This window comes from Methylobacterium sp. UNCCL125 (assembly GCF_900116795.1).
Lineage (GTDB): Bacteria > Pseudomonadota > Alphaproteobacteria > Rhizobiales > Beijerinckiaceae > Methylobacterium > Methylobacterium fujisawaense.
On the sequence record NZ_FPBW01000016.1, the window covers coordinates 1 to 22,821 of the forward strand.

The window sequence follows — 22,821 nt, forward strand, 5'->3', positions numbered from 1 at the left end:
CGCCTCGCCACGGCCGAGTTCGCCACCCTCCGGCTGCGCCTCCTGAAGCTCGGAGCTCGCATCCGCGAGACCGCCAGCCGGGTTCGCCTCGCCTTCGCCGCCGCCTGCCCTGATGCTGACCTTCTGCGCCACCTCGCGACCGCGCTCGCCCCGGCGCCAGCCTGAACGACGGGGCAGCGACGCCCCGACGAACCCGTCCACATCCCTCCAGCGCTGACAAAACATTCCGGATCCACACGCGTCAGAACAGACGCGCGATCCCGCTCGCCATCAGCCTAAAAACCACCGCCGACAAAGCCCGATGAATAAGACGGGCTAGATCTTGGACGCGAGGATCGAGATGGCCCGAAAGTCTGGCGGGCCGACGAGGATTTCCTCGCCGATGCGGCTCAGCAAGCGGCCGACCTCCCCATCCAGATGGGACTTGCGCGCGTCCTCGTCGAAGAACGTGTCGAAGATGCCGAAGCGCGTCTCCGAGATGCGGTAGGCGTACCACGTCGCGGTGCCGCCCTCGCGGATGGCGGTCGTGAAGGCGGCGTGGAGCGTCTGCGCGACCTGCTCCTGCTGCCCGTTCTTCGCCTCCAGGGTTACGACGAGACCGTGGGTCGGCCCACGATGCGCTCCGGCAGCCGAGGCTCTGTCGGAGGGAGACGCGGGTTGACGGGTCATGGCGTGGCCCTCCGGCAAGGCTATCGTGCGTGTGCGATCACAATCGACTGGTCTCTGAGTGAGATCGTTTCGCAGTAAGTCCGATTTGATCGGCCTTCCGCTTCTTACATTAGGGAAAGTATTGCAATACGGGCCGCGTCATTAAGAGTTAAATTTTGCATGTCAGCGGGTGGGATAAAAGACTGCTCTTCAAACGGCCACGGGGGCAAAAGAACGTGCTACGCCGCTGTCGGGCGGGTGCGACCATGCGGATTCCTGCGCCGGTCCCGCAGGCGCCACCCGCGTCGGGCATCGCGACAGCCGGCTCGGGGTGGCGGGCTGGCCGTCGCGACGCCGGCATGGGTGGGGCGGTTGTCGAACCGAGGCCTGCCGGCCGACCAGCCGAGACGGGTGGCTGTCGTGTGGGCCTGCGTCCCGTCCGACGGGGCAGGCGGAGCGCCCCGAACCGAGCCAGGACCTCACGGACGGCTCGGGAAGGGATGTCGGGCCGGCTCAGAGCCGACTGATACCTTCGGATCGTGTTCGGCTAGATGCGGACGATGGAAATCCATCCGGCGCGGACTTCCTGCCTCCGGCACTTTCGACCGCATGATAAGGCCTCGATTACGCCAAATTTCGGTCCCGATCAGGAAGATGACACGCGATTATCGTGTCGTAGAATTTAGTATTGATATTTGATATTTTCATTCGCATTTTGATATTTTAAGGGAAAATTTAAGATCGATCGCTATTTTCATCGGTGTAGATGTCGGGGCTGCGCTCGGGCCATGAGAATTTGGTTCTCCAGACTTTCGATCAAGCACCGCCTTGTCGGCGTCCTGGGCCTGCTCATCGGCTGTCTGCTTCTCGTCGACGGCCTGGGTCTCCACGCGGTCGGCACCCTCGCCGATGACCAAGCCCACCTCGGCACCAACACGTTGCCGAGCGTCCGATATGCCGGCGAACTGCGCGGCGACGTCATCGATGTGCGCGTCAGCGTCGTCAACCACATCCTCTACACCGACGCTGCCCGCATGCAGGCCGAGGAGGCCGCCCTGTCAAAGAAGACAGAGGCCACGGCCGCGGCGATGCGCAACTTCGCGCCGCTGATCGGCGACGCGCGCGAGCGTGAACTCTTCGACGGGTTCCGCCGTGAATGGCAGAGCTATCTCGCGGCGATCCCCGCCGTGCTGGAATACTCGCGGATCGGGCATAAGGACTTGGCGCTGCGCGAGAGCCTCGTCGGCGTCCGCCCGCACATCAAGGCGGCCTCCCAGGCTCTCGAAGAGATCGTGGCCCTCAACAATGCCAAGGGCGAGAACGCCGTGGCGCAGGGGGTTGCGACCGCGTCCAAGGCCAAGCGGCTCATGCTCGCCATCGGCGCCTTGGCGCTCGTGGTCGCCACCATCCTCGGAACCCTGATCGTGCGGAGCATCGCCGCCCGTGTCCGGGCCGTGCTGGAACCGATGCGGCAGTTGGCGGCTGGGGATCTCGCCGTCGCGATCCCGCACCAGGGCGAGGCGAACGAGATCGGCCAGATCGCCGACGCCGTGCAGGTGTTCAAGGAGGCCGGGATCGAGGCTCGGCGGCTGGCCGCGCTGCAGGCCGAGGCCGATGCCGCCAAGATGCGCCGGGCCGAACTCCTCGACCGCATCACGCGTGATTTCGAGCGGGAGGCGGGTGCGCTCACGGGCGAGCTGACCGCGGCTGCAACCGAGATGGAGGCGACCGCCGCATCGATGACGGAGATCGCGGCGCAGACCAATACGCTCGCGGTCAGCGTCGCGGTTGCCGCCGAACAAACGTCCGGCAACGTGCAGCAGGTTGCGAGCGCGACCGACGAGATGGCGGCCTCCGTCCAGGAGATCAGCGGACAGGTGACGCATTCGGTCGCGATCGCCGGCACGGCCATCGCGCGCGCCCAGGAGACGGGCACCATCATTCAGGAGCTGTCCGACAGTGCCGACCGGATCGGCGTTGCGGCGGGCCTGATCTCGGGCGTGGCGAGCCAGACCAATCTGCTCGCCCTCAACGCCACCATCGAGGCGGCCCGCGCGGGGGAGGCCGGGCGCGGCTTCGCCGTGGTGGCCGCGGAGGTCAAGACACTGGCCGAGCAGACAGCCCGGGCGACGCAAGAGATCAGCGCCCGGATCGGTGCGATCCAGTCCGCCACGCGCGGCGCGGTCGAGGCGGTCCAGGGCGTGAGCCGCACGATCGACGACATGTCCGGCATCGCCACCCACATCGCCTCGGCGATCGAGGAACAGGGCGCGGCCACGCGCGAGATCGCGCGGAACGTCCAGGAGGCCGCACACGGGACCCGGCAGGTCACGGATCACATCGGATCGGTGCGCGAGGGCGCCGGCGAAACAGGATCGGCTGCGACGCAGGTTCTCGGTGCCGCGCGCACCCTCGCCGTCCGGTCCGATGGGCTGAGCCGAGCCGTCCGCAAATTCCTGGACGAGGTCCGCGCCGCTTAGTGGGGGAGGGGCCGCGGGGATCGACGCCCGTCTGCCACGCCGATGCCGGTCCACCTCGGACGCCCTGGCACGCCCCGCCGTCTCAACCGTCCCGCGGCAGGGGGAGGCCGGTAAGGCGGCTGTGATCGTTCGCCCAAACGGTATCCTGCGGTCAGGCGCGACCTCCAGGCGGCTCTCCTGGGGCATATGTCGGCCTTCGACGCCCTCGACCGGGTGGTGCGGACGTTCCGTCGCCACGGCATCGCGCTCCCTGTGGTCGGCATGAACGCGGCGACGGCAAGCCGGGTCGAGCGGATCGGCCCGCACGACAAGCCCGGGGCGGCCTGCGCGGTCGGCGGCCCTTGATCCGACCGAAGGCTATCCGCGCGCGGGCTGGCGGTTCGTGAGGATGCTCGCCCGGCGCGCTGCTTACGGTAATCGGATCGCTCCCGGCCCCGAGGGGGCATTCGGCGCACGATTCCTGTCCGGCTTACGGGAGATGGCCAGAGCGTCCAGAGCGCGGCGATCCGTCGGTCTGTCTGCGAGAGCGGCTTGGAAGGGGACGCGGGCACTTGCCTGCCCTAGGCCGACATGCTCCCAATCACCGGGCGCGGACGGCCACGATCAAGACGCCCTCGATCCGACTGGCTGTCGGGGGCGGCGGATTGGCCTTGTCGTTGTAGAGGAAGGCCGCATGGTAGATCTCATGCGAAATAAGGCAAACGTGATCGCGTTCTACGAGCTGATGTTCAATGAGTGCCGTCCGCGTGAAGCAATCGAGCGGTATGCCGGCGACGCTTACATCCAGCACAACCCGCATGTGGCCACGGGCAAAGACGGCTTCATCGCCTATTTCGAGCGCATGGCGCGTGAGTGGCCGGGGAAGCGGGTGTCGGTGAAGCGGGCAATTGCCGAGGGCGATATGGTCGTGCTGCATTGCCATCAGCACTGGCCGGGCGACCACGATTACGCGGCCGTGGACCTTTTCCGTCTCGATGAGAACGGCCGGATCGTAGAGCACTGGGACGTGCTGCAGATCCTGCCTGAGGCCTCAGCCAACCCCAACGGGATGTTTTGAACGGCGACACTCGCCTCCGCATCGGCGTGCCGCACGATTCGAGGCCGGCATGCGGGCGCGTCGCGCGGGCGCTGCGGCGGGTCGTGAGCGGATGGGTGGCCTCGTCCGCTTCCGCACAAGGCTGCGTGGGGGCGGACGGGCAGGCCCCCCCCCTGGCTGTCGATCCAGGGGGCTGGTTCGGGTATGAGCCTCGCGACCGGGGCGGTGACATCAGCCCCGGTCGCGATCGGCGGGTCCTGTGGCGCTGGGATGCGTGCCAGGGCCCGCCGCCCTTGAGGCTCGTTGGCTACGGCTTGTTGGCTGGGGCCGGGTTGGTCGTCGTCGCCGGAGGCGCCGGGTTTGCCGGTGCGGTGCTGGCAGGCGGCGGAGGAGGCGGGGGGGGCTCGGCCTTCTTCTCGTCTTTGCAGGCCGTGAGCGCGAGCAGGCCGACGAGCGGCAGCAGATAGCCAATACGCATGAGCGTTCCTCCTGTTTGGACCGGGTAGGCGGTAAGGAACGTCACCCGACCGCTGTTCGATCCGGCGCGCGGTGATCCCGGCCCCGCGCCTGATGCCGGTTCATCATGGGGATGGTCGCGGCTCGCCACGGCCACTGGTCTGATTTGGATGTCCCGCGAGACCATCCGGAACAATTCTCTCACCCCGTTCCATCATCGCAGACCGCCAAATCGGGACGGCACGGAGCGGGGATCGCGAGATTCTGCTTCGGGCCGGAAACAGGCGCGGCGACGACGTCCGCGGCCCTGAATTCTTGCCCGAAGGCGGACCGGGGGAAACCCACCCCGAGCGGTCGCTCCGTTCCCCACCCATGGGGCCTAGGGAAGGCTGTCATGCCTTCCCGGGAGCAGCGCGCCTCGCCCTGGTCCCGAGCAATCCGGTTCAGGTGGATGGGCGCTTCAACGGTCTTCGGCGCTCTTCATGCGCAGGCGCCGACGCGTTATACGGCAGCGCTTGAGGTCTGATGTGTTCAGGACGTGCCCAGGTGCCGGACTATGAGGAAGAAGCCCGCATCATTCGCGAGCTGACGCGGGCGGGCGCCGGACCAGACCCTTTCTCGTCGGCCGTTCGCGCCACGCGCATGCCGATGCTCATCACCGACCCGCGACAAGACGACAACCCGATCGTCTTCGCCAACGCGGCCTTCACGCGGCTGACGGGCTATGGACGCGACGCCATCATCGGGCGGAACTGCCGCTTCCTGCAGGGACCTGCGACCGACCGGGCGGACGTCGCGCGCTTGAGGAGCGCGATCGACAGCAGGACGCCGATCGAACTCGACCTCCTGAACTATAAGAACGACGGCTCGACATTCTGGAACCGCCTCCTCGTCTCTCCCGTGTTCGGGGAAGACGGTCAGCTCACCTACTTCTTTGCGTCCCAGTTCGATGTCACCCTGGAGCGTGAACGTCTGGTTCGCCTCCAGCGCGACCGCCTTGATCTGGAGGCGGAGGTCGCGCGGCGCAATGTCGAGTTGCAGGCGAGCGAGGAGCGCCTGCGCTTTGCCCTCGAGGCGGGGCAGCTTGGAAGCTGGAGCATCAACCTCGACACGGGGCATCTGACAGCGTCCGACAGCTGCAAGGCGATCTGCGGACGCCAGCCCGACGAGCCGCTGAGTCTCGAAGAACTGCGCGCCTCCATCCACCCGGACGATCGTGCGGTCCAGCAGGACGCGATCGAGCAGGCGATCGCGAACCGGTCGCTTCTCGACGCCGAGTATCGCCTGACGACGCCCGCCGGTCAGGAGCGATGGGTCCAGATTCGGGGTAAGGCGCATTACCGGGCCGACGGGACGCCGATCCTGATCACGGGAACATCGCAGGACATCACGGACCGTCGGGCGGTTCAGAGCCATCGCGCGCTGCTGACCCGCGAACTCCACCATCGCATGCAGAACACGCTGGCCTCGCTGCAAGCCGTCGTCTCGCAGACCATGCGGCGCGCCAACTCGCTGCAGGACGCCGCCGCGACGCTGACGGCGCGCATCCAGGCGATGTCGGCCGCCAATACCCTTCTGATCACGGAGGATTTCGGCAGCGTCTCGATGCAGGGCCTCATCATGCGTTCGCTCGCTCCCTTCGGGGTCGAAGACGGCGACCGCTTTCAGCTCTCGGGACCGGATCTGCGCCTGCCCCCACAGGTTGTCGTCGCCTACGCCCTGGCACTCCATGAGCTGGCGACCAACTCGACCAAGTACGGCGCGTTGTCTGTCGCCGCGGGTGTGGTCGACGTGGCGTGGAGCGTTCAGGGCGGGAAGGAGCCTCCGCTCCTCCATATTCGCTGGCAGGAGCGCGGAGGTCCCCCGGTCGTTGCCCCGCGGCAGACGAGCTTCGGAACCCAGCTGATCAAGCGCGTTTTGGCCACGGAGATCGGTGGGCGGGTCGATATCGACTACCGCGCCGAGGGCGTCGTCTTCACAGCCGTCGCCCCGTTGGCGAACGCCGACCGGGATGACCGCGCTCAGACCGAATAGCGCCGTCCGCCGGCCATCCGGTTGCTGCCCCGGGCGGACCGTCGTCGGCCCGAGCGACCCGGCTTTCGGTTGCGGGACCGCGGGAGCCACGCCCGACCTCGGGCGTTGCATGACGGGCCGTGGCATCGAACACGGTCGCCGGTTCGATCCCGAGGTGCCGCCATGGTCGCGATCCCCAATCCGTCGCCGGATGCGCAGGACGATCACCCCGAGGCGGAGCTGGACCGGGTGAACGACCTCCTCGCCGTCTGGGCGGCCCGCTCCGCCGCCGAGAGCGCCGCGCTCATCGAGCGGTTCGAGGCGATGGGTTACGAGGTCCGGGACAAGTCCGAGGACGAGATCGCCGAGATCCTCCATCGGGCACCGACCCGTGCCGCGCGAAAGACCGCGGCGCGATAGCTGAGAGTTGTAGGTAAAAAAACCTTGAAATTCTGATTTTTCCTGATATGGTGCGGCTTCGGCGCGTCCGCGGTGAACCATACGGAACAAAGCATGAACAAACCTTTCAAGGGTCGCCGCGTGGCTTCGGTGCAGGCGCGGCCGCGCGGCGCCGGACCTGGGGATCTGCCGGCGGATGCGTGCCGCCTTCTGGCGCGACTGGGCGAGGCGGGCGCCGATGCGCGGCCCGATCCCCTGGTTGAGGATGCGCTGGTGATCCGGCGCGGCGGCGGCGGTGTCTCGGTGGGGGGCGGGCGCTTCGCGGCCGCGGCCGGCCGGGCTCTGGCCGCGGCCGATCTGGCGACGTGGAACGCGGCCGGCACGCGGCTGACGATCACGGAGGCCGGGCGGGCGCGCCTGCGCCGGCAGGCCATGCCGGGCGATCTGGCCTTCGCGGCCCAGCACCACGACCTCGCCGTCGTGGAGGGGGGTGGTGCGGGGCCGACCCTCCGCAACGCTGCCGAGAACCCCCTGGCCTGGATGGTGCGCCGCCGCGACCGGGACGGCACGCCGCTCATCGACGCGGCGGCGTTCGAGGCCGGCGAGCGGCTGCGGCGGGACATGACCGCCGCCGCGTTGCTGCCGCGCATGGGCTCGGATTTCGGGGCCCCCCGGGTCGATGGCGGCGGTCCCCGCGACCCGGCCAGCGCGGCCGACCACGTGATCGCGGCCCGGCAACGGGTGCGCGGGGCCCTCGATGCGGTCGGGAGCGACCTGTCGGGCCTGCTGATCGACCTCTGCGGCTTCCTCAAGGGCCTGGAGCGGATCGAGGCCGAGCGGCGCTGGCCGGCCCGCTCGGCCAAGGTCGTGGCCCGCATCGCCCTGGGGCGGCTGGCCGAGCATTACGGGCTGGAGCGGGAGGCGACGGGGCCCGATCGGGGCCGCCTGCGCCTCTGGCGGGGGTGAGGCCCCTCAGGCCCCGGCGGCGAGCCGGACCGCGTCGCGGTGGATGCGTTCCGCCATCGCCCGCACGCCGTTGGAGCGCTTCGAGGTCACGTGGGCGCCGAAGCGGAGCTGCCGGAACAGGTCGAGGCCGTCGGTCTCGGCGGCCTCCCGGGGCGTCTTGCCGGTGTAGAGCGCCACCATCAGCGCCACGAAGCCGCGGACGATGAACGAATCGCTGAAGCCGTGGAGGACGAGGCGCGGCGTGCCGTCGGACGGCTCCGCCTTCGTGTCGATCCAGACCTGGCTCTCGCAGCCATGGACGCGGTTCGCCTCGGTCCGCTCCGACTCGGGCATCGGCGGCAGGGCGCGGCCCAGCTCGATCAGATACTCAAGCCGCATGTCGTCGTCTTCGACGATCTCGAAATTCTCGATGATGGTGTCGATCGGAGGAAGCATGCTCGGCCGGGTCCGGTAGGGTCCACGCCGCTATAGGCCGACCGCGCCGTCATGGCGACGGGGCCCGGCGACGCGGTCGCTCATTGCGCGGCGGGGCGGGTCGGCGGCAGGGTCAGCCACAGGGGATCGCCCGGGCTGGCATCGCCCGACACGCTGATCTCGGCCTGTGCCGCGTAGGCGGCGATGAGGCGGGGGCCGAGCTTCGGGACGTTCGACCGGCCGGAATCGGCCATCTCGCTCACCCCGGAGACGATCGACAGGCGCGCCGGGAGGCCGGACTCGATGTCGATGGCGATGGAGCAGGCGACGTGCTCGGCCGTGGCGTCCAGGCACTCGGCGACGATCTCGGCGACGATCATGCCGAGGGCGTTGGCGGTACGCGGCTCCACGAGGCCGTTCCCCGAGCCGCCGACATGGACGCTGATCCGCCCGGCCCGCCGGAGCTGCCCGAGCCCGGAGGCGAGGCGGTGGAGGTAGTCCTTGAGGTCGATCGACGCGATGTGCGGCGCCTCATGGAGATGTTGCTGCACCAGCGCGATCGCCCGGACCCGCTGGCCCAGGGCCTCGAAGCTGCCCCGGCAGGCATCCGGCGCCGCCCGGCCGTAGAGGCCGATCAGGCTGACCATCACTTGGAGGTTGTTGCGGACCCGGTGGTAGACCTCGGCCAGCAGCGCCTCCTTCTCGGCCAGCGCGTGCTCGATATGCTCCTCCGCGTGCTTGCGGTCGGTGATGTCGAAGCAGGAGCCGAGATAGCCCTGGAACCGGCCATCCTCCATGAGGGGGCGGGCCGTGTCGAGCAGCCAGCGGTACTCGCCGTCGTGCCGCCGCAGCCGGAACTCGACGGTGAACGGCGCCCGCGCCTCGAAGGCCTCGGCGACGATCCGGGCATGCCGGTCGAAATCCTCGGGATGCAGTCCGCTGCGCCAGCCGAGCCCGAGTTCCGCCTCGAGGGGGCGTCCGGTGAATTCCAGCCAGCACTCGTTGTGGTGGATCGCGTGACCGGCCTCGTCCGAGCGCCACATCATCAGGGGCACGACGTCGGCGAATCGCTTGAAGCTGTCGCTCAGGGCAGCGGCTTCCGCGGTCCCCTGTGCCGGACCCCGACCAGGATCCCCCGAGGGGCCGTTATCCGGCGGTTGTGCCGCGCCGGACCCTGGTGGCTCACCGACCATTCTGTACCCGATTCACTTTGACGAACTGCGTAAAAGGCGATGCCTGCGTGCGGATGGCGCCGGTCAACGTGTCGACCGGACGGCCGTTCCGGTCTTCCACCGCCTTCAACAGCGCACTTTCGGCGACGATAGCCGCGATACCTTTCGAGCCCGTTCCGCGCCCCGCCGCCCTGCGCGCCCGAACCGGGGCGCACGGCCGGACCGCACGCGCCGGCGAGCCGGTCGGGCAGACCGGCCATCATGCGGGAGCGACAACCTGTGAGTGACGATGAGATAACTTTAGATAGTTCGTGACGCGATGCTCTGGTTGTGTCTGATGGTGTTTGACACAACCTTGAGGGCGCCGTGCTGCCTGGCCCGATCGCGACCGTTCCCATTCTCCGCCGGAGGGGCGCCGGTGGCGACGCCAGCCGGTGGCGGATCACGCTGCGGCCCAGAGCCTTCCGCCGGGGCGCTGCCCGCTGGTGCGCCCTCGGTGGCTGCCTCCTCCTCGGCATGGCGGGCAGTGCGACCGCGCGGCCCTTCTCCGAACCGGACGACCGGAACCTCGACCGGCACGGCCATTACCGGAGCCGGGACGGATCCGAGGTCCATCAACCGGCCAAGAGCCTCGACGGCGCCAAACCGGCCGGCGCCACCGCCAAGTGCCGGGACGGGACGTGGAGCTTTAGCCATACCCATCGCGGTACCTGCTCCCGCCACGGCGGCGTCGCCCGGTGGGAAGGCTGAAGCCCAGGGCGAGCTCTGCCTTAAATCCTATTCTGGGCCAAGAATAGGAATTTGCGCTTGACACCGTCGCGCTGCCCGTGTATCACCACGGCACGGTCGAGACGTGTGCGGAGAGACGCCGATGTGGCCACCTCCTCCCAGCCGGGCGGATAGCCGCGCCGAGGCGCTGAAGCTTCTCCGAGAGACCGATCTGCCGTTCGACGCGATCAGCGCCCGCCTCGGTGTCCATCCGAGCACGGTCCGCACGTGGAATGTCCGGGCCGGCTGGCTGAGACCGCGGAAGCATCGGCCCAGGCTCCTGACGGCGCGCTGGCCGGCGGCGCGTCGGGCGGCGCTGATCCGCCTGCTCTGCACCCCGGGCGCCGATCCCGGCGACGTCACCGAGATCCTGGGACTCGGCCGGCTCGATGCCGCGATGCTGGCCTCGGCCTTCGGGGCGGATCTGCCGCCGACTTTGATCCGGCGCGGCGACCCGGCGACCGATCCGGCGACCCTGCGGACGCATCTGCGCGCCCACATCGTCCGGCAGATCGCCGCCTTCGACGCGACGCTGAGCGGGGTGGGGCCGGCCGCGCGCGACTCCGCCCGGATCCTGCGCGACCTCGGCGGGCTCAAGCGGCTCCTCGACACGGTGGATGCGGACAGGGCGCGGAGCGCGGGGGAGGAGGGGGGCGATGGGAGCGAACCCGACCTGCCCGCCCTGCGCGCGGAGATCGCGCGACGCTATGCTGGCTTTGTCGGCGGCCGGACGGCTGCCTGACTTCCTCGGGACCCTGCCTCAGGACCTGCTCCGGGCCCTGGCCGGCGACTGGCTGCATCAGGCCCGGCCCGATCAGCTGCCGCCGCCCGAGCCCTGGACCACCTGGGCGGTGATCGGCGGCCGCGGCAGCGGCAAGACCCGCACCGGGGCCGAGTGGGTCGACGCCCTCGCCCGGGGCGATCCGGCCTTCACCGAGGACCCGGTCGGACGGATCGCGCTCGTGGGCGAGACCCATCTCGACGTGCGCGACGTGATGGTCGACGGTCCCTCGGGACTCCTCGGCCTGCCGGCGCGGGGGCGCGCCCGCCCGGTCTGGTCGCCGAGCCGCCGCCGCGTCGAGTGGAGCAACGGTGCGGTCGCGCTGGCATTCTCGGCTGAGGAGCCGGACGCCCTGCGCGGTCCGCAATTCGGCGCCGCGTGGTGCGACGAGGCCGCCAAATGGCGCCGGCCGGATGTCAGGAGCGCATTTAACATGCCCCGAATGGGGTTTAACGTCCCCCGATCCGCGGAATAGGCTACCCCTTGGCCTTTGCAACCTGAGCCGACTTGGTCACATCGCCTGCCGCTCCGATCAAATAAGTTACCCCCGACGCGGTGATCGGGGCACTAACGCTAACTCATATCAACCCGCCCTTCCAGTCACCGATCCAGACCGATGCGCCGATCAACCGGACTCGCTCGCGAGGACCCTACGAAGCCGTCCGTGCCGAGAGGCGGCGGGTGATTCCTCTCATGTTCCACGACGGCACCGATCGAAAGTCGAGTCGGCGCGGATGCGTCGTCCGGCGACGAGACGTCGGTGGCCGCCGAGCATCCGGCTGGACGTGGACGGCGACGCGACGCGCCGAACTCCGGACATGGCATGCTGCCACGGCCGCCGTTCCAGTCATTCCACTAGTGGTGCGGCACAGGGATTATGCCTCTTTGACTGTTGGGTGGGGGTAGGCCTTCGCGAGCTTGGCTCGGGCCCGCTCGGTGGTGAACATCCAGATAATCTTCGCGTCATCGCGATTGCGTTGCTGCTCCCAGGCAGCAACTTCACGGTCCAAGGTGTCACGATCGGCGATGCGGCGGTTGATGCACTGGGTGCGCAAGACACCAATCTCGATCTCAACCATGTTGAGCCAGCTCGCGTGCTTGGGCGTGTGGTGGAATTCCAGACGCCGCAGGATGCGATGGGCCTCCGGCGCTGGGAAGGCGTCGTAGAGCGCGCCAGGCGAATGGCTGGACAGGTTATCCAGGACGACCCTGACCCGGTCGGCCTCGGGATAATGAACGTCGACGAGATCGCGCATGCAGTGGGCGAAGTCGATGGCCGTCCGCCGCTCAGTGACCTTTACCTTACGCCACGGGCGATGGGCGTCGATGAAGACGAACAGGTTGGCCGTTCCCTTGCGCCTGTACTCGTAGTCGTAACGCTCCGGACGGCCCGGCGCGGCCGGGATGGGCTGGCGCGCCTCACCGATGAGCTGCATCGGGCTCTCGTCGAAGCAGACGACGGGCCGCTTCGGATCGGGCTCCTCGGCATAGAGATCGAGGACATTCTCCATGCGAGCGACGTAGGTTCCATCGACCTGCGGGATGCACCACATGTCGCGGCGCCAGGGCTTGAGAGCGTTCTCGGCCAGACGCCGCCGGACCGTCTCGCGCGAGAGATCATCGTGCTCTGTCAGCCTCACCATGGCATCGGCTAACAGGGTCAGCGTCCACCGTTTGCGCCCGTCAGGCGGCGCCGAGCAGGCGGTCGCCACCAGAAGAACCTCGTCGCGGTCCGACAGCTTGCGGGCACCGCCCGGCCGGGGCTGTTCCGACAGGGCCGCCTCTAGGCCTTCCTCAACGAAGCGGCGCTTGGTCCGGTAGATCGTCGACCCGCTGAGCCCGAGGCTTTCCGCCATGCTGTCGTCGTCGATCCCCGCATCGGCCGCCAATAGGATCTGCACCCGCTTGAGCCGACGGGCCGCAATCTTGCCGCCGCTCGACAGGCTCCTCAGCTACTCGCGTTCACCCTGGTCCAAGTCAACCTGGTACTTTACGTTCATCTCTGCCCCCGGTCTGGATGGCAGCAGAGATGAACCGGACCAAAGCCGACGCCCACCCCACTTTTTCAGACAAGCAGGGGCAATGTCTCGCCTTCATCCATGCTTACACGGTCGTGCTAGGCCGGCCACCTGCCGAAGCCGACCTGCAACGTCACTTCCGCGTGACGCCGCCCTCCGTTCATCAGATGATACTTGTGCTTGAGCGGCTGGGCTTCATCGAGCGCACACCCGGAGCTCCGAGATCCATAAGGATCCTCGTCGACCCCGATACACTGCCGACCCTCCACGCCGCACAGGCTCAAACCGTTAAATCCCCTGTGCAGAGCCACTAGGGCCGGCCGGGCCGAAGCACGTCCTCTGTCCCTCGGCATCCCGGACCCGACGATCGAGATGCCAAGGCCCATGTCGGCAAGAGCCATCGCTTCCTGCAGGACGGCCCGTCGGGAGATGCCGGAGGCGTCGGGACGGCTCGACGCCTCCGGGGCCGGCCTGCTGCATCTCTGTCGGCGCCAGATAAAAGCAGTGGCCACCGAACCAGTCTAAAAGGCGAAGCACAGGGGCGGCCTGCCGTTCGGCGTCTTCACGTCCATCGGCAATGTTCTGACGTCGCGCAGCAGCCCCGGATTGTCTTGCGTCGGGTCATGACCGCTTCACGCGAGCCAGATGCCGCCATCGATCAACTGATTGCCGAGAGCAGCCGGGATCGCGCGATGTGAGCGTCCTGGATCGTCGCAGGTTGTGCCGGACGCTTGCTCCAAACGCTGGATGATCCGGTTAGGCCCCGGAGAGGCATGGCCGACGGACGATCTTGATGAAGGGAGGCCGCGAAGGGTGCGAGATTCGATTGGCACCTGCCGATCCAGTTTCCCTCGACACCGCGTCGATATCCCATCAGCCAGGACCGAAACCCATACGCATGGCCGGTCGAGGCGCCGGCGCGGCCGGGAGGTGCAATTTGAGAACCGTATTCGGCACGGGCGCATATCCTCCTGACATTTTGCCCAGGTGCTGCTCCAAACGCCCGATCCTTTCTCTGTCCCCGGTTGCGAGCGCATACGCGATTTCTCTCGCATCGGACGCGGAGCGTTGGGCCTTTATCCGTGATCCGGCCTCCCCGATGAGTTGTGAGGCAAATTCGATCTCCCCTATCGACTGCGCGACGTGTCCGAGAAGGACGGCCACCAGCGGCGCCGCATCTATCTTGTGAGCGCCGTAGATTTGAGCCGGGCAAACTTGCATTTTGTCATCAACTCGACCGATCCAGATGCCGCATGAGTCGAGCTGCTCTGACCAAGACGACTTTCGTCCCTCGACGACAAAACTCGGATTGACAAAATCGCGTCGGGGCATGTATTACATGTATCTAAATACATCTAGATCTAGACGGTGTTCGAAGGATCTCATTGCCTCATGTTGATGGCGTCGAAATGAACTGAATGCCGATCGCGCGCTGTATGTTGGATTTCCTTCGATTATCTCAGGTCTGAGCCTTTTGGCCTGAAGAAGGTAGATTTCGTTTCGGTAATTAATCTGATCTGGCCGGCCAAATTCAATATGTAGGCCAATGTCGACGTTCGATAGGGTGTATTCAAACCCTCTACTATGATCGTAAGTCTCGATTTTCAGGTCGAGATCTGGAGATTTTGAATGTATTTCGTCGATATATGTGTTGTTCAGTCTTTCGATTTCAGCTCGAAGCCATATCAGAAAGCTAGGATTCTCGCGGATGATAGACTCCTCGTCGAGATTAGCCAGCAACTCATCGGTCAACGTAATCTCGTATGAAGGTACTCGGCGCAGGAGTTTTTTCGATATAATGGTGTCGATGTTCACGAAATATTTTGCTAACAGCTTCAGGCATTCTTCGTTGTAAGCGTGCATGCGGCGCTCCGGACATCATCGAATCCCGAACGTCCGATATCGCTTCGCAAAACCTATCAATCGCTTTCCGAAACGGCTGTGCACCGGTCCTGCGGACGGTATCCCTATCGTCCGTCGACACGGGCGACGACCTCGCGTTTGGCGCGGATGACGCTTGAGAATTTGTATTTTGGCCAGAGTTCCTTAATGGCGGACAATTCTTCGGCGCTCGGCTTGTAGACGCAAAGGGCAATGATCGCCGCGCTGACGTCGTCGATTTGAGCCAGGGGACCCTCGAAGCGAACGGGCCGCTGTCTGGCCGTCCTCCAATCTCGATCGCCGGGATCGTCCCATGCCCTGAGCCAGGGAGGGGCTAACCTACGCCCTCGCGGACAATCCCCGCGCCGCACGCGCCACACCAGGTTGAACCGGGTGAGCACCGTCACCATCAGCATCCGGGCGATCGCGAGCGCATCGGAGTCACGGTGGGCGAACACGTCCTCTCTGTCACCCAGGACCGTGATCTCCATGCTGATGACGGGCGTTGCCCCGCTCTCGTGAAGGCTCCCGGCCCGGGTTCCCGGTGCGGTCGGTGGCGGAGGTGACACTTCGGGATCGCATACAGGGGCGACATCGTCAGCCAAGATCCGCGTGGGCATGCCGCCAATCCCTCTTCGCCGGGCAACCGGAGACAGGGTAGCGGATTCGTCGGCTTGCCACCTGGCCGACGGCGGGGTGGGCAAACCGGATGCGAGTTGGATCTCGGGCTGCCGCGCCATCCCCGCCCGCAAGAAGGGATGTCTAAGCTCGACTTTGGCCAATCGGACGGGTCGTCGCGGGTGTGAGGTGACGAGGCGGGCGTGACGGATAGGCTGGCGGCGTCGCCGCCAAGGGACCCCACCATGCCGCCGCCCACCAACTTCGCCGGGATCATCCTGGACTTCGGGCCGCTGGTCGTGCACCGCTCGTGGCGACACGCTCAAAGCCTGCTGGTCGGCGCGATCCTGACGCCAGGGCGGCGCACGGTGACAAGCGTCCTGCGCATCCTGTGGGTCAAGGGGGGGGCGCACCGCGCGTGCGAGCGTCGGCGATCATGCCGGTGGATAGCGCGTCCACGCTATCCACCGGCATTGCGAGGTGCTGTACGGTCGCCGGCCGCCGTGGGTGGGGCCTGCGAAAGGCTGCCCCGCCTTCCGCCCAACGGACTCCAGCCATCGCACGCATGCCGCTTCCGATCAGAGTCAGCCATGAAGGCGGCATCGCGACGTTCGACATCGGTTTCGGTCTGCTGGAGCGACGCGAGGTGCAGCTCTGCTTGGTCCAAGCCCATCCGGTGGAGATAGGCGTCATCGAGCGGGACGGCCCACGACCGTCTGTCGTGGCGGCGCTCACGCAATTGTTCGCGCGGCTTCCGGCTGGGCACGGCACCGCCCTGGACCATCTCTTGCCCGGCCGCTCACCGACACTTGTCGTCGCCCCCGAGTACGCGCTCGGCTCGCAGGACTGGGAGGCCGTCGACGCGGCGGTCCGGTCCTGCCCTCGCACCCTGATCCTCGTGGCCGGTTTCGGAGTCGCGAGCGGGGGAGGCATCGAGGCCTGGCTCGACGGAGGGGAGGGGCGCCATGCCGCCTGGGACCGCGAGGGCGTCGGACCCCTGGGCGACGACAACAGGTACGGGGCCGGATGGTGCTGGGTCCACCGTCCCGGCGAGGGGACGGCCTGCATCGTCTTCCTGAAAACCTTCCTGGAACAGGCCCACGAAAGGCAGATGGTGCGCATGCGGCGCGGTATGTCGCTGCTGCGGCTGCGCCTTGCCGACCTGGACCTTTTCCCGCTGATATGCGCGGAGGTCGTGCAGGCGGAGGCCCCGGGCGCCCCGACGACCAGGGAGCGCATCAGGGCCGCGCTCGAAGCCGACGTGCGTGACGCCCATCCCGTCCTGGTCACCGCCAGCCTGCTGCAGGACGCGCCGGCGAACAAGAACTGGCGCAGGGCGATAGACCGGTTCGTCAACGAGATCTCCGCGACGCGCCGCGTCACCTTCGTGACCTGTAACCAGGCATGCTGCCCGTGCCATTCCCAGGAGGAGATAGACCGCTGGCGGTCCCTCAGCGGCGCATTCGGCCCGTTCGCCACCTTCCCGCGCGGCTTGCGGGGCTCGGGGGGCGGGCGCCCCATCTCGGTGCCGGGGACCGCGGAGGGCGTCCTCATCCGAGGCAGCGGGCCCCGCGTCGCCGCCGGGCCGCTCAGCTTCCATGAGCCGGGCCCCGCCACCGCCTTGGACCTGTGGAGGATCGAGTACACGCTGCCGCTGACCGGGGTGGGGCTCGGGACGAGGCGGGACGTCGACGAGACCGCGGAGGCGCACGAGTTGGACCGCCTAACGCGCCGCCTGCCGGTTGAACCGAGCTGGAACGCCAAGGCTGGCCGAGGGGCTCGAAGCCGTGAGGCGCCACCTCGCCGGCACGGCGCATCCGCTCGCGGGAAACCTTCTCTCCTCGCTGCTGGCTGGCACCGCCGGGACGCGGATCGACCCGGATAACCTCGAACCGCACTTGGAGATCGTCGGCGAGGCCCTGCACGGCCTGGCCGCGTTGGCGGGCGTCGCGGGCATCGACTGGCACGGCGCCGAGGATCGTCACGGCCAGCTCCGGCTCGTTGGGTCGGGCGCGCACGTCCTCGTTTGGCGCGACCCCGTGCGCGGCGGACAGGAGATGCTGCGGCTCCTCGAGGCATGGGCCAGGACGCCGAACCCGCACTCGCATCTCATCGTGGTGGGCACGGGCCGGCGCCAGAGCCTGCCGGAGGGCCCGGTAACAGGCGACAGGCGCTCGGACCTGACCGAACCGCCGGCCGAGCCCGGCGACATCTCCTTGCCGCGAACGCAGCGGGCCGTGACCTGCATCGGGCTCCAGCGCGTCACGGACATCTACATGAACGGGTCTGTGGCCGCCGCGGATGCCGTCGCCGCGCTGCTCGATCTCTTGGCTGCGGCGGACCGGGAGGCCGCGTGATGCCCGTCTGGCCCTATGCGACCCTCGACGCGCTCTGCGACCAGGTCGGCCTTTCCCGGGTCGAACGGCTTCCCGCCGGTCGCACCGGGGCGGTCGATCCTCCCGAGGGGACCGCGTTCTGGGCCGGCACCTACGCCGGGCTCCTGTTCTGGCCGGTCGCCGAGTCCGGGCTCGCCGAGGCCGCGAGGACCGGCCAGGCCTGGCTCGACGACGTGCTGAAGGCGGACGAGGGTGGACAGGCCCCGATCGACGGCTACCTCGTGTTGGCGCAGGCCTCGGCCCCCGAGCGGGAGCTCGTCCGGGCCCTCGAACTGTCCACGCAGGTCTGCCGGAAGCACGTGATCTGGCCCGACGACTGCGAGATGGGCTGGCGTGGGTTGGCCGCGGTCGGCGTGCTCGGCCTGCCCCGGGAGGCCGCCCGCGTGCGCAGGCAGGCGCGACCCGCTCTCGACGCGGAGGCGGAAGCCCTGTGGCAGCGCATCGCCGAGCACGGGCACGGCGCAGTCGTCGCGGAAGACAGGAGCAAGGTCGAGCCGTGAGTGGGTTGCGGATCAATCGCCTCCGCGTCGACGCGTTCCGCGGCATCACCGGCTCGGTCGAGCTCGACCTGCGACCGGCCTTGACGGTGATCTACGCCGCCAATGGGACCGGCAAGACCACCTTGTGCGACGCGACGGAATGGCTCCTGACCGGGCAGGTCCACCGTCTCTGCACAGGGAACGCCTTCGATTCCGCCCTCCTGGTGTCGAAGTTCGCGCCGGGGGCCGAGCCCACCGTCGAGGCGGAGATGGAGCTGGATGGACGCCCCCTGTACCTGCGGAGGGACAGGAGCGGCGCGCGCCTCGGCGCGACGCGGGCCCAGGCGCGCCCGGTGCAACCCGGCGCCCTGCTCGCCACGCTCACCGCGCCGGCCCGGCAGGACGCCGGATGGGAGCCCCATCACGTGACGGCGATCCGGAGGCGGCAGCAGTTCCTCCGTGCGACCCACATCCTCACCGCCGAGGAACTCGCCACGCTGCTCGACACCGACCCCGAGACCCTCGGTCGCCGGAAAGAAATCTTCGCCGACTTGCTCGACATCCGGGAGGAGCACGACTCCGCCGGCCGGCTGAGGCGTTACGCGGACGCCTTGCTCCCGGACGAGAACGCGCTGTCCCAGGCCGTGGCGGAGGCGAGGAAGGAACTCGCCGGGGCTACGAGGGCGCTCCGGCGCTCTGGTCCGCGGCCCAGCGACGAGGAAGCCCACTTGGGCGAACGGCTCCTCGGCATGGATGCCGGATCGCCCGGCCCGCGGCGGGTGGAGGCGCTGGCCGCCGAGATCGGGCGGCGGCGGCAAGCCCATGCCGCATCGATGTCGGCCATGGCGGCGGTGGACGAGGGCTGGGCATCGCGACGGACAACCGGCCGGGAACTCGCGGACGGCCTGGCGGAGGAGGGCCGCGTGTCGGCGGCGCTCGGTATGGCCAGGATACGCGCGTCGGAACTCGCTGCCCGGGCGCGAGCCGCGAGCGAGGCATTTCATGGGGTGGACCGGCGCCGTGCGGAGTCGGTCGGCTTCCGCGGCGCCGTTGCCCCACGGCTGCCGGAGATGGCATCCGCCGGCGCGGCCGCGGGCCTTGCCCCCGATGCCACCCTCGCCACCCTCCGGCGCCTTCCCGAGGCCAGGATGTCCGCCGCCTTGCGGCAGGAGCGTGCCGCCGAGCTGGCCGCGCTCGCGCGGCTCGCCGTCGGGATGCCGGAACTCGATCGACGCGTCGCCGCCGCGGATGACAGGTTATCCCGGCTCCTCGCCTCGCTGCCGGACGAGGAAGAAGTACGGCGGCGGGACGGGGAACTCGCGGCGGCGTCCGGCGGCCTGGAGGCGGCCCGGCGCAGGCTGGCCGAGATCGGCCAGCCGCTGCAACGGCTGCGTGCGGAGGCTCTGGCGTTCCTCGGCCATCGTCACGCGGATGCCGATTGCCCGGTCTGCGGCCACGATTGGCGCACGCACGAACGGCTGCGGGCCTCGGTCGAGGCGATGCTCGGCGGTGGCCCATCGCTCGTGGCGGGCCTGGAGCGAGAGGTCGCCAACGGCGAGCGCCGCGTACGGCAAGCCGGGGCCGCGGTCGCCGAGGCGACACGGTTGAGGGGCGAGGTCGATGCGCTGCGCCGCTCGCTAGCGCAGGACGCGCAAGTCCAGGCCGAATTCGCCCGTCGGGTCCGGCACGTCGGCCCCGCCGCGACGGTCACGGACCTGTCGGGGGCCCTGTCCCGCCTCCGCCGGCGCGTCGATGCCGTGGAGGCTCTCCAGGCACTTGAGGACGAACTAGGCGCGCGCACGCCCCGCTTCCGCTCGGTGCTCCCGGACGATACCCCGCTCCGGGCGGCGGCGGCCCGCTTCTCGGCCGCCATGGAAGCGGAGCTCGCGTCCGTCTCGCAGGAGAGGCAGGGCGCGCAGGCGGCGGCTATGGCGGCCGCGGAGGCGTCCCGGGCGGCGCAGGCCCGGGCCGAGGCCGCGCGGGGCGAGCTCGAGGCGTTGCGCGGGCGGCTTACCCACCTTCGAGCGCTCCAGGACGGCCTCGCGCGAGCGTGGGCCGTCGTCGCGGGCGATGCGCGGTTGAGCGTGCGGGCCCGGGACGAGGCACGCGAGGTCATCAGGCATGTCGACGCGGTCCTGACGCGGGCCGAGGCCCATCTCGGCGCGGCGAAGGCCGCCCGCGCGACCGAAGCCGACCGCGAGCGCGTAGGTCAGCTCGGGGCCAGGTTGACGCGCGAGCGGAATCGCCTCGAACTGATCCGGGGCGGCCGGGCCGCCGCCGCGCGCGGCGCCGACGCGTTTGAGCGCCACGCCGCGGAGGCGGCGCGCCAGCGCGTCGTCCAGCTTTCGGCAGTCGTGAACCCGTTGTTCGCGCGCATGCACGCGAACCGGCTGATCGACTGCATCGAGTTCGGAGAGGGGGCCGATTTCCTGAGGTGGTGCGCCGGTGCGGGGGAAGCGACCCTCGACCCGACGCGCGATTTCAGCCAGGGCCAGCGTCAGGACCTGGCGTTGTCGCTCTTCATCGCCCGGGCCCGGAGCCTCGGAGGAACCTTCTTCCTCGACGAGCCCGTCACGCACATGGACGACCTGAACCGCGTCGGGCTGCTGGACGTCCTGCGCGCGGTCACCCTATCCGGCAACGGCCGCCTTCGGCTCGTCGTCACCACGTCGAGCCGCCTGCTCGCGCGTCACCTCACGGAGAAGTTCGCGCGCGTCGCGCGTGACCGGGATCCCCCGCCGATGCAGGTCGTCGAGATGCACGGTAACGGCCGGAACGGGGTGGCTGCCGCGGTGACGTTCCCGGGCCGTTCGGCCTCGGCGGGCGGCATCGCCCGCACAAGGGAAACCTGAGCTTGCGGGGTGGGAAGGAGGGAACGGGCGCGCGCGGCGGGGCAGGGGAGCTGGGGCGCAACCTGTCCTGGGCCGACCGAGCCGCGGGCGCGACGGTCGTCGCCTTGCTCGCCGTGATCGCGGGCTATGTCTGGGGGGCCACGCCCGCGAACGGCTCGATGGCCGCCGGCGCCAGCGTGCTGGGCGGGATTGCGCTGGCCGCGGCCCTGCTCGGGGGGCTGGCCGGTTTCCTGTTCGGGATCCCCCGCCTGCTCACCAGGGACGGGCAGCTCGCGTCCCTCGCCACGCGCCGGCCGGCCGATGGGGCGGGACCTGCGGCCACCCCTCCGAATAAGGTCCCCGTCGCCGGCTTCGCGCCCCTTCAGGGGAACTCGAACCTGGAGGAGATCTCCGACTGGGTCACCAAGATCCTCGTCGGGCTCGGCCTCGTGCACGCCGGGCAGGTCGCCGACACAGCCAAGGGGGCGGCCGCCTACGTCGCCGAAAAGGCCCTGTCGGGTTTTCCCGGCGCCGAGTTGGTGGTGCTCCCCGTGGGGCTGGCCGCCTTTCTCCTCGGCTTCCTGTTCCTCTACCTCCAGGCGAGGACGCGCATCACGCTCACGCTCTTCATGACCGAGGGCATCCAGCGCGCCGGGCTTCCCGCCGAGACTGTCGCCGCGGCCAACGACGCCGGCATCGCCGCGGACGCCCGGGCCGTCGGCGCCGCCGCCGGCGCGCGGATCGGGACGCCGCTCGGGCCAGCGGCGTCCGTGGCAGCCGACGCCGTGGTGCGAGGGTACGGCTTCGACGAGCTCGTCTCCGCGGACGAGTTCGCGGCCTGGGGGGCGGCGCAGGCCCGGGCGCGGAACCATGAGGCAGCCGAGACCGCGCTCCGGCGAGCGAACGCTCTGGCGCCCGACGACGTCCGCATCCTGCGGCGCCTCGCCGAGGTCCGCATGCTGCGGGGCGACCTCCGGGGAGCGTCCGAAACCCTGGCCGAGGCGAGGGCGAAGGCCCCGGACGACCCGCGCGTCCGGCGCCAGGAACTTCTCCTCTCCCTCTACCTGCCGCCTCCGGACGGCTTCGCGCGCGCCCGCGCCCTCGCCGACTCCCTGGCGACCGATGCCCGAACCGACCGGGACCCGATGGTCCATCTTTGGCGGGCATGCGCCTATGGACAGGCGCACCGTTGGTTCTCGGAGCGTGGTTCCGGTGCGGACGAGATGCGCGCGGCGCGGGACGCCGCCCTGTCGTCGGTTCGAAGCGTCGTCGAACTCGTCCCGGATCCGGCGAGCCCTGTCCGGGGCCTGCTGGGAACGTTGCTCGACCCGGGCATTCCCGGCGACCCCACGGCGGACAACGATCTCCGAGACTTCGTCCAGGACCCGGAGTTCCAGTCCGCGATCCGTGCGTCCGTTCCTGAAGGGTGGCGATCCGGTTGAGCCCGATCCCCGCAAGCAGTCCT

At 68.9% G+C, this 22,821-nt stretch carries 21 protein-coding genes and 2 pseudogenes; 16 read left to right on the forward strand and 7 right to left on the reverse strand.

Annotation, left to right across the window (positions count from 1 at the left end; genetic code table 11):
* Positions 1-165 (forward strand): transposase (locus BM396_RS17105; RefSeq protein ID WP_043381496.1); only part of this gene is annotated, 165 nt, incomplete at its 5' end.
* Between the two features lie 150 nt (positions 166-315).
* Here the strand turns inward: BM396_RS17105 and BM396_RS17110 are convergent.
* A complete protein-coding gene (locus BM396_RS17110; RefSeq protein ID WP_051976024.1) occupies positions 316-669 on the reverse strand; it encodes a putative quinol monooxygenase in 354 nt (117 codons plus the stop codon).
* Between the two features lie 767 nt (positions 670-1,436).
* Between BM396_RS17110 and BM396_RS17115 the strand changes: the two genes are divergently transcribed.
* The 3 genes and pseudogenes from BM396_RS17115 to BM396_RS17120 all read left to right on the forward strand — a co-directional run bounded on the left by BM396_RS17115 (position 1,437) and on the right by BM396_RS17120 (position 4,185).
* Positions 1,437-3,128 carry a methyl-accepting chemotaxis protein gene (locus BM396_RS17115; protein WP_043381493.1) on the forward strand — a complete coding sequence of 564 codons (1,692 nt, stop codon included), beginning with the start codon at positions 1,437-1,439 and terminating at the stop codon, positions 3,126-3,128.
* Between the two features lie 186 nt (positions 3,129-3,314).
* Positions 3,315-3,473: pseudogene (locus BM396_RS32815) on the forward strand (sodium-independent anion transporter); the annotation flags it as partial.
* Between the two features lie 328 nt (positions 3,474-3,801).
* On the forward strand, positions 3,802-4,185 hold the full coding sequence (locus tag BM396_RS17120) for a nuclear transport factor 2 family protein (protein ID WP_043381491.1): 384 nt from the start codon (positions 3,802-3,804) through the stop codon (positions 4,183-4,185).
* A 286-nt stretch (positions 4,186-4,471) separates the two neighbouring features.
* Here BM396_RS17120 and BM396_RS32820 read toward each other — a convergent pair whose 3' ends face one another.
* Positions 4,472-4,642: a hypothetical protein gene (locus BM396_RS32820; RefSeq protein ID WP_170867482.1), complete on the reverse strand. Its 171-nt coding sequence runs from the start codon at positions 4,640-4,642 to the stop codon at positions 4,472-4,474.
* Positions 4,643-5,145: 503 nt separating this feature from the next.
* Between BM396_RS32820 and BM396_RS17125 the strand changes: the two genes are divergently transcribed.
* The 3 genes from BM396_RS17125 to BM396_RS17135 all read left to right on the forward strand — a co-directional run bounded on the left by BM396_RS17125 (position 5,146) and on the right by BM396_RS17135 (position 7,998).
* Positions 5,146-6,654: a PAS domain-containing protein gene (locus BM396_RS17125; RefSeq protein WP_280142400.1), complete on the forward strand. Its 1,509-nt coding sequence runs from the start codon at positions 5,146-5,148 to the stop codon at positions 6,652-6,654.
* 162 nt (positions 6,655-6,816) lie between these two features.
* On the forward strand, positions 6,817-7,053 hold the full coding sequence (locus tag BM396_RS17130; protein WP_051976022.1) for a hypothetical protein: 237 nt from the start codon (positions 6,817-6,819) through the stop codon (positions 7,051-7,053).
* 93 nt (positions 7,054-7,146) lie between these two features.
* Complete coding sequence (locus tag BM396_RS17135; protein WP_170867483.1) at positions 7,147-7,998, forward strand: DUF6456 domain-containing protein; 852 nt, start codon at positions 7,147-7,149, stop codon at positions 7,996-7,998.
* Positions 7,999-8,004: 6 nt separating this feature from the next.
* Here the strand turns inward: BM396_RS17135 and BM396_RS17140 are convergent, their stop codons facing one another.
* Positions 8,005-8,433 (reverse strand): SufE family protein, encoded by a 429-nt coding sequence (locus BM396_RS17140; RefSeq protein ID WP_043355266.1) that lies wholly within the window; start codon positions 8,431-8,433, stop codon positions 8,005-8,007.
* 80 nt (positions 8,434-8,513) lie between these two features.
* Positions 8,514-9,605, reverse strand: coding sequence for a sensor histidine kinase (locus BM396_RS17145; RefSeq protein WP_170861828.1), 1,092 nt, complete (start codon positions 9,603-9,605; stop codon positions 8,514-8,516).
* Between the two features lie 345 nt (positions 9,606-9,950).
* On the opposite strand from BM396_RS17145, the gene BM396_RS33355 reads away from it, so the two are divergent.
* The 3 genes and pseudogenes from BM396_RS33355 to BM396_RS17160 all read left to right on the forward strand — a co-directional run.
* Positions 9,951-10,334: a DUF3761 domain-containing protein gene (locus tag BM396_RS33355; RefSeq protein ID WP_244538894.1), complete on the forward strand. Its 384-nt coding sequence runs from the start codon at positions 9,951-9,953 to the stop codon at positions 10,332-10,334.
* Between the two features lie 121 nt (positions 10,335-10,455).
* On the forward strand, positions 10,456-11,094 hold the full coding sequence (locus BM396_RS17155) for a helix-turn-helix domain-containing protein (protein ID WP_043381487.1): 639 nt from the start codon (positions 10,456-10,458) through the stop codon (positions 11,092-11,094).
* Positions 11,060-11,581 (forward strand): annotated as a pseudogene (locus BM396_RS17160) (terminase family protein); the annotation flags it as partial. The gene BM396_RS17155 and the pseudogene BM396_RS17160, both read left to right, overlap by 35 nt.
* 427 nt (positions 11,582-12,008) lie before the next feature.
* On the opposite strand, the gene BM396_RS17165 reads toward BM396_RS17160, so the two are convergent.
* Positions 12,009-13,085, reverse strand: a complete 1,077-nt coding sequence (locus BM396_RS17165; protein ID WP_244538903.1) for an IS630 family transposase — start codon at positions 13,083-13,085, stop codon at positions 12,009-12,011.
* 77 nt (positions 13,086-13,162) lie between these two features.
* On the opposite strand from BM396_RS17165, the gene BM396_RS17170 reads away from it, so the two are divergent.
* Positions 13,163-13,465 (forward strand): LexA family protein, encoded by a 303-nt coding sequence (locus tag BM396_RS17170; RefSeq protein ID WP_081948636.1) that lies wholly within the window; start codon positions 13,163-13,165, stop codon positions 13,463-13,465.
* 559 nt (positions 13,466-14,024) lie between these two features.
* Here BM396_RS17170 and BM396_RS32235 read toward each other — a convergent pair.
* Positions 14,025-14,483, reverse strand: coding sequence for a hypothetical protein (locus BM396_RS32235; protein WP_139239508.1), 459 nt, complete (start codon positions 14,481-14,483; stop codon positions 14,025-14,027).
* A gap of 635 nt (positions 14,484-15,118) precedes the next feature.
* Complete coding sequence (locus BM396_RS17175) at positions 15,119-15,523, reverse strand: hypothetical protein (RefSeq protein ID WP_043381485.1); 405 nt, start codon at positions 15,521-15,523, stop codon at positions 15,119-15,121.
* 692 nt (positions 15,524-16,215) lie between these two features.
* Between BM396_RS17175 and BM396_RS32825 the strand changes: the two genes are divergently transcribed.
* Genes BM396_RS32825 through BM396_RS17200 form a run of 5 tightly spaced genes read left to right on the forward strand, consistent with a single transcriptional unit; the run spans position 16,216 to position 22,798 of the window.
* Positions 16,216-17,535, forward strand: coding sequence for a hypothetical protein (locus tag BM396_RS32825; RefSeq protein WP_043381483.1), 1,320 nt, complete (start codon positions 16,216-16,218; stop codon positions 17,533-17,535).
* Positions 17,438-18,007 carry an ABC-three component system protein gene (locus BM396_RS17190; protein WP_348273020.1) on the forward strand — a complete coding sequence of 190 codons (570 nt, stop codon included), beginning with the start codon at positions 17,438-17,440 and terminating at the stop codon, positions 18,005-18,007. The genes BM396_RS32825 and BM396_RS17190 overlap by 98 nt, the downstream gene beginning before the upstream one ends.
* Positions 18,007-18,546 carry a hypothetical protein gene (locus BM396_RS32830; RefSeq protein WP_043381478.1) on the forward strand — a complete coding sequence of 180 codons (540 nt, stop codon included), beginning with the start codon at positions 18,007-18,009 and terminating at the stop codon, positions 18,544-18,546. Before BM396_RS17190 ends, BM396_RS32830 begins: the two co-directional genes overlap by 1 nt.
* Positions 18,543-21,377 carry an AAA family ATPase gene (locus BM396_RS17195; protein WP_043381476.1) on the forward strand — a complete coding sequence of 945 codons (2,835 nt, stop codon included), beginning with the start codon at positions 18,543-18,545 and terminating at the stop codon, positions 21,375-21,377. Before BM396_RS32830 ends, BM396_RS17195 begins: the two co-directional genes overlap by 4 nt.
* Before the next feature lie 2 nt (positions 21,378-21,379).
* Positions 21,380-22,798, forward strand: coding sequence for a tetratricopeptide repeat protein (locus BM396_RS17200; RefSeq protein ID WP_043381473.1), 1,419 nt, complete (start codon positions 21,380-21,382; stop codon positions 22,796-22,798).
* Positions 22,799-22,821: the final 23 nt, after the last annotated feature.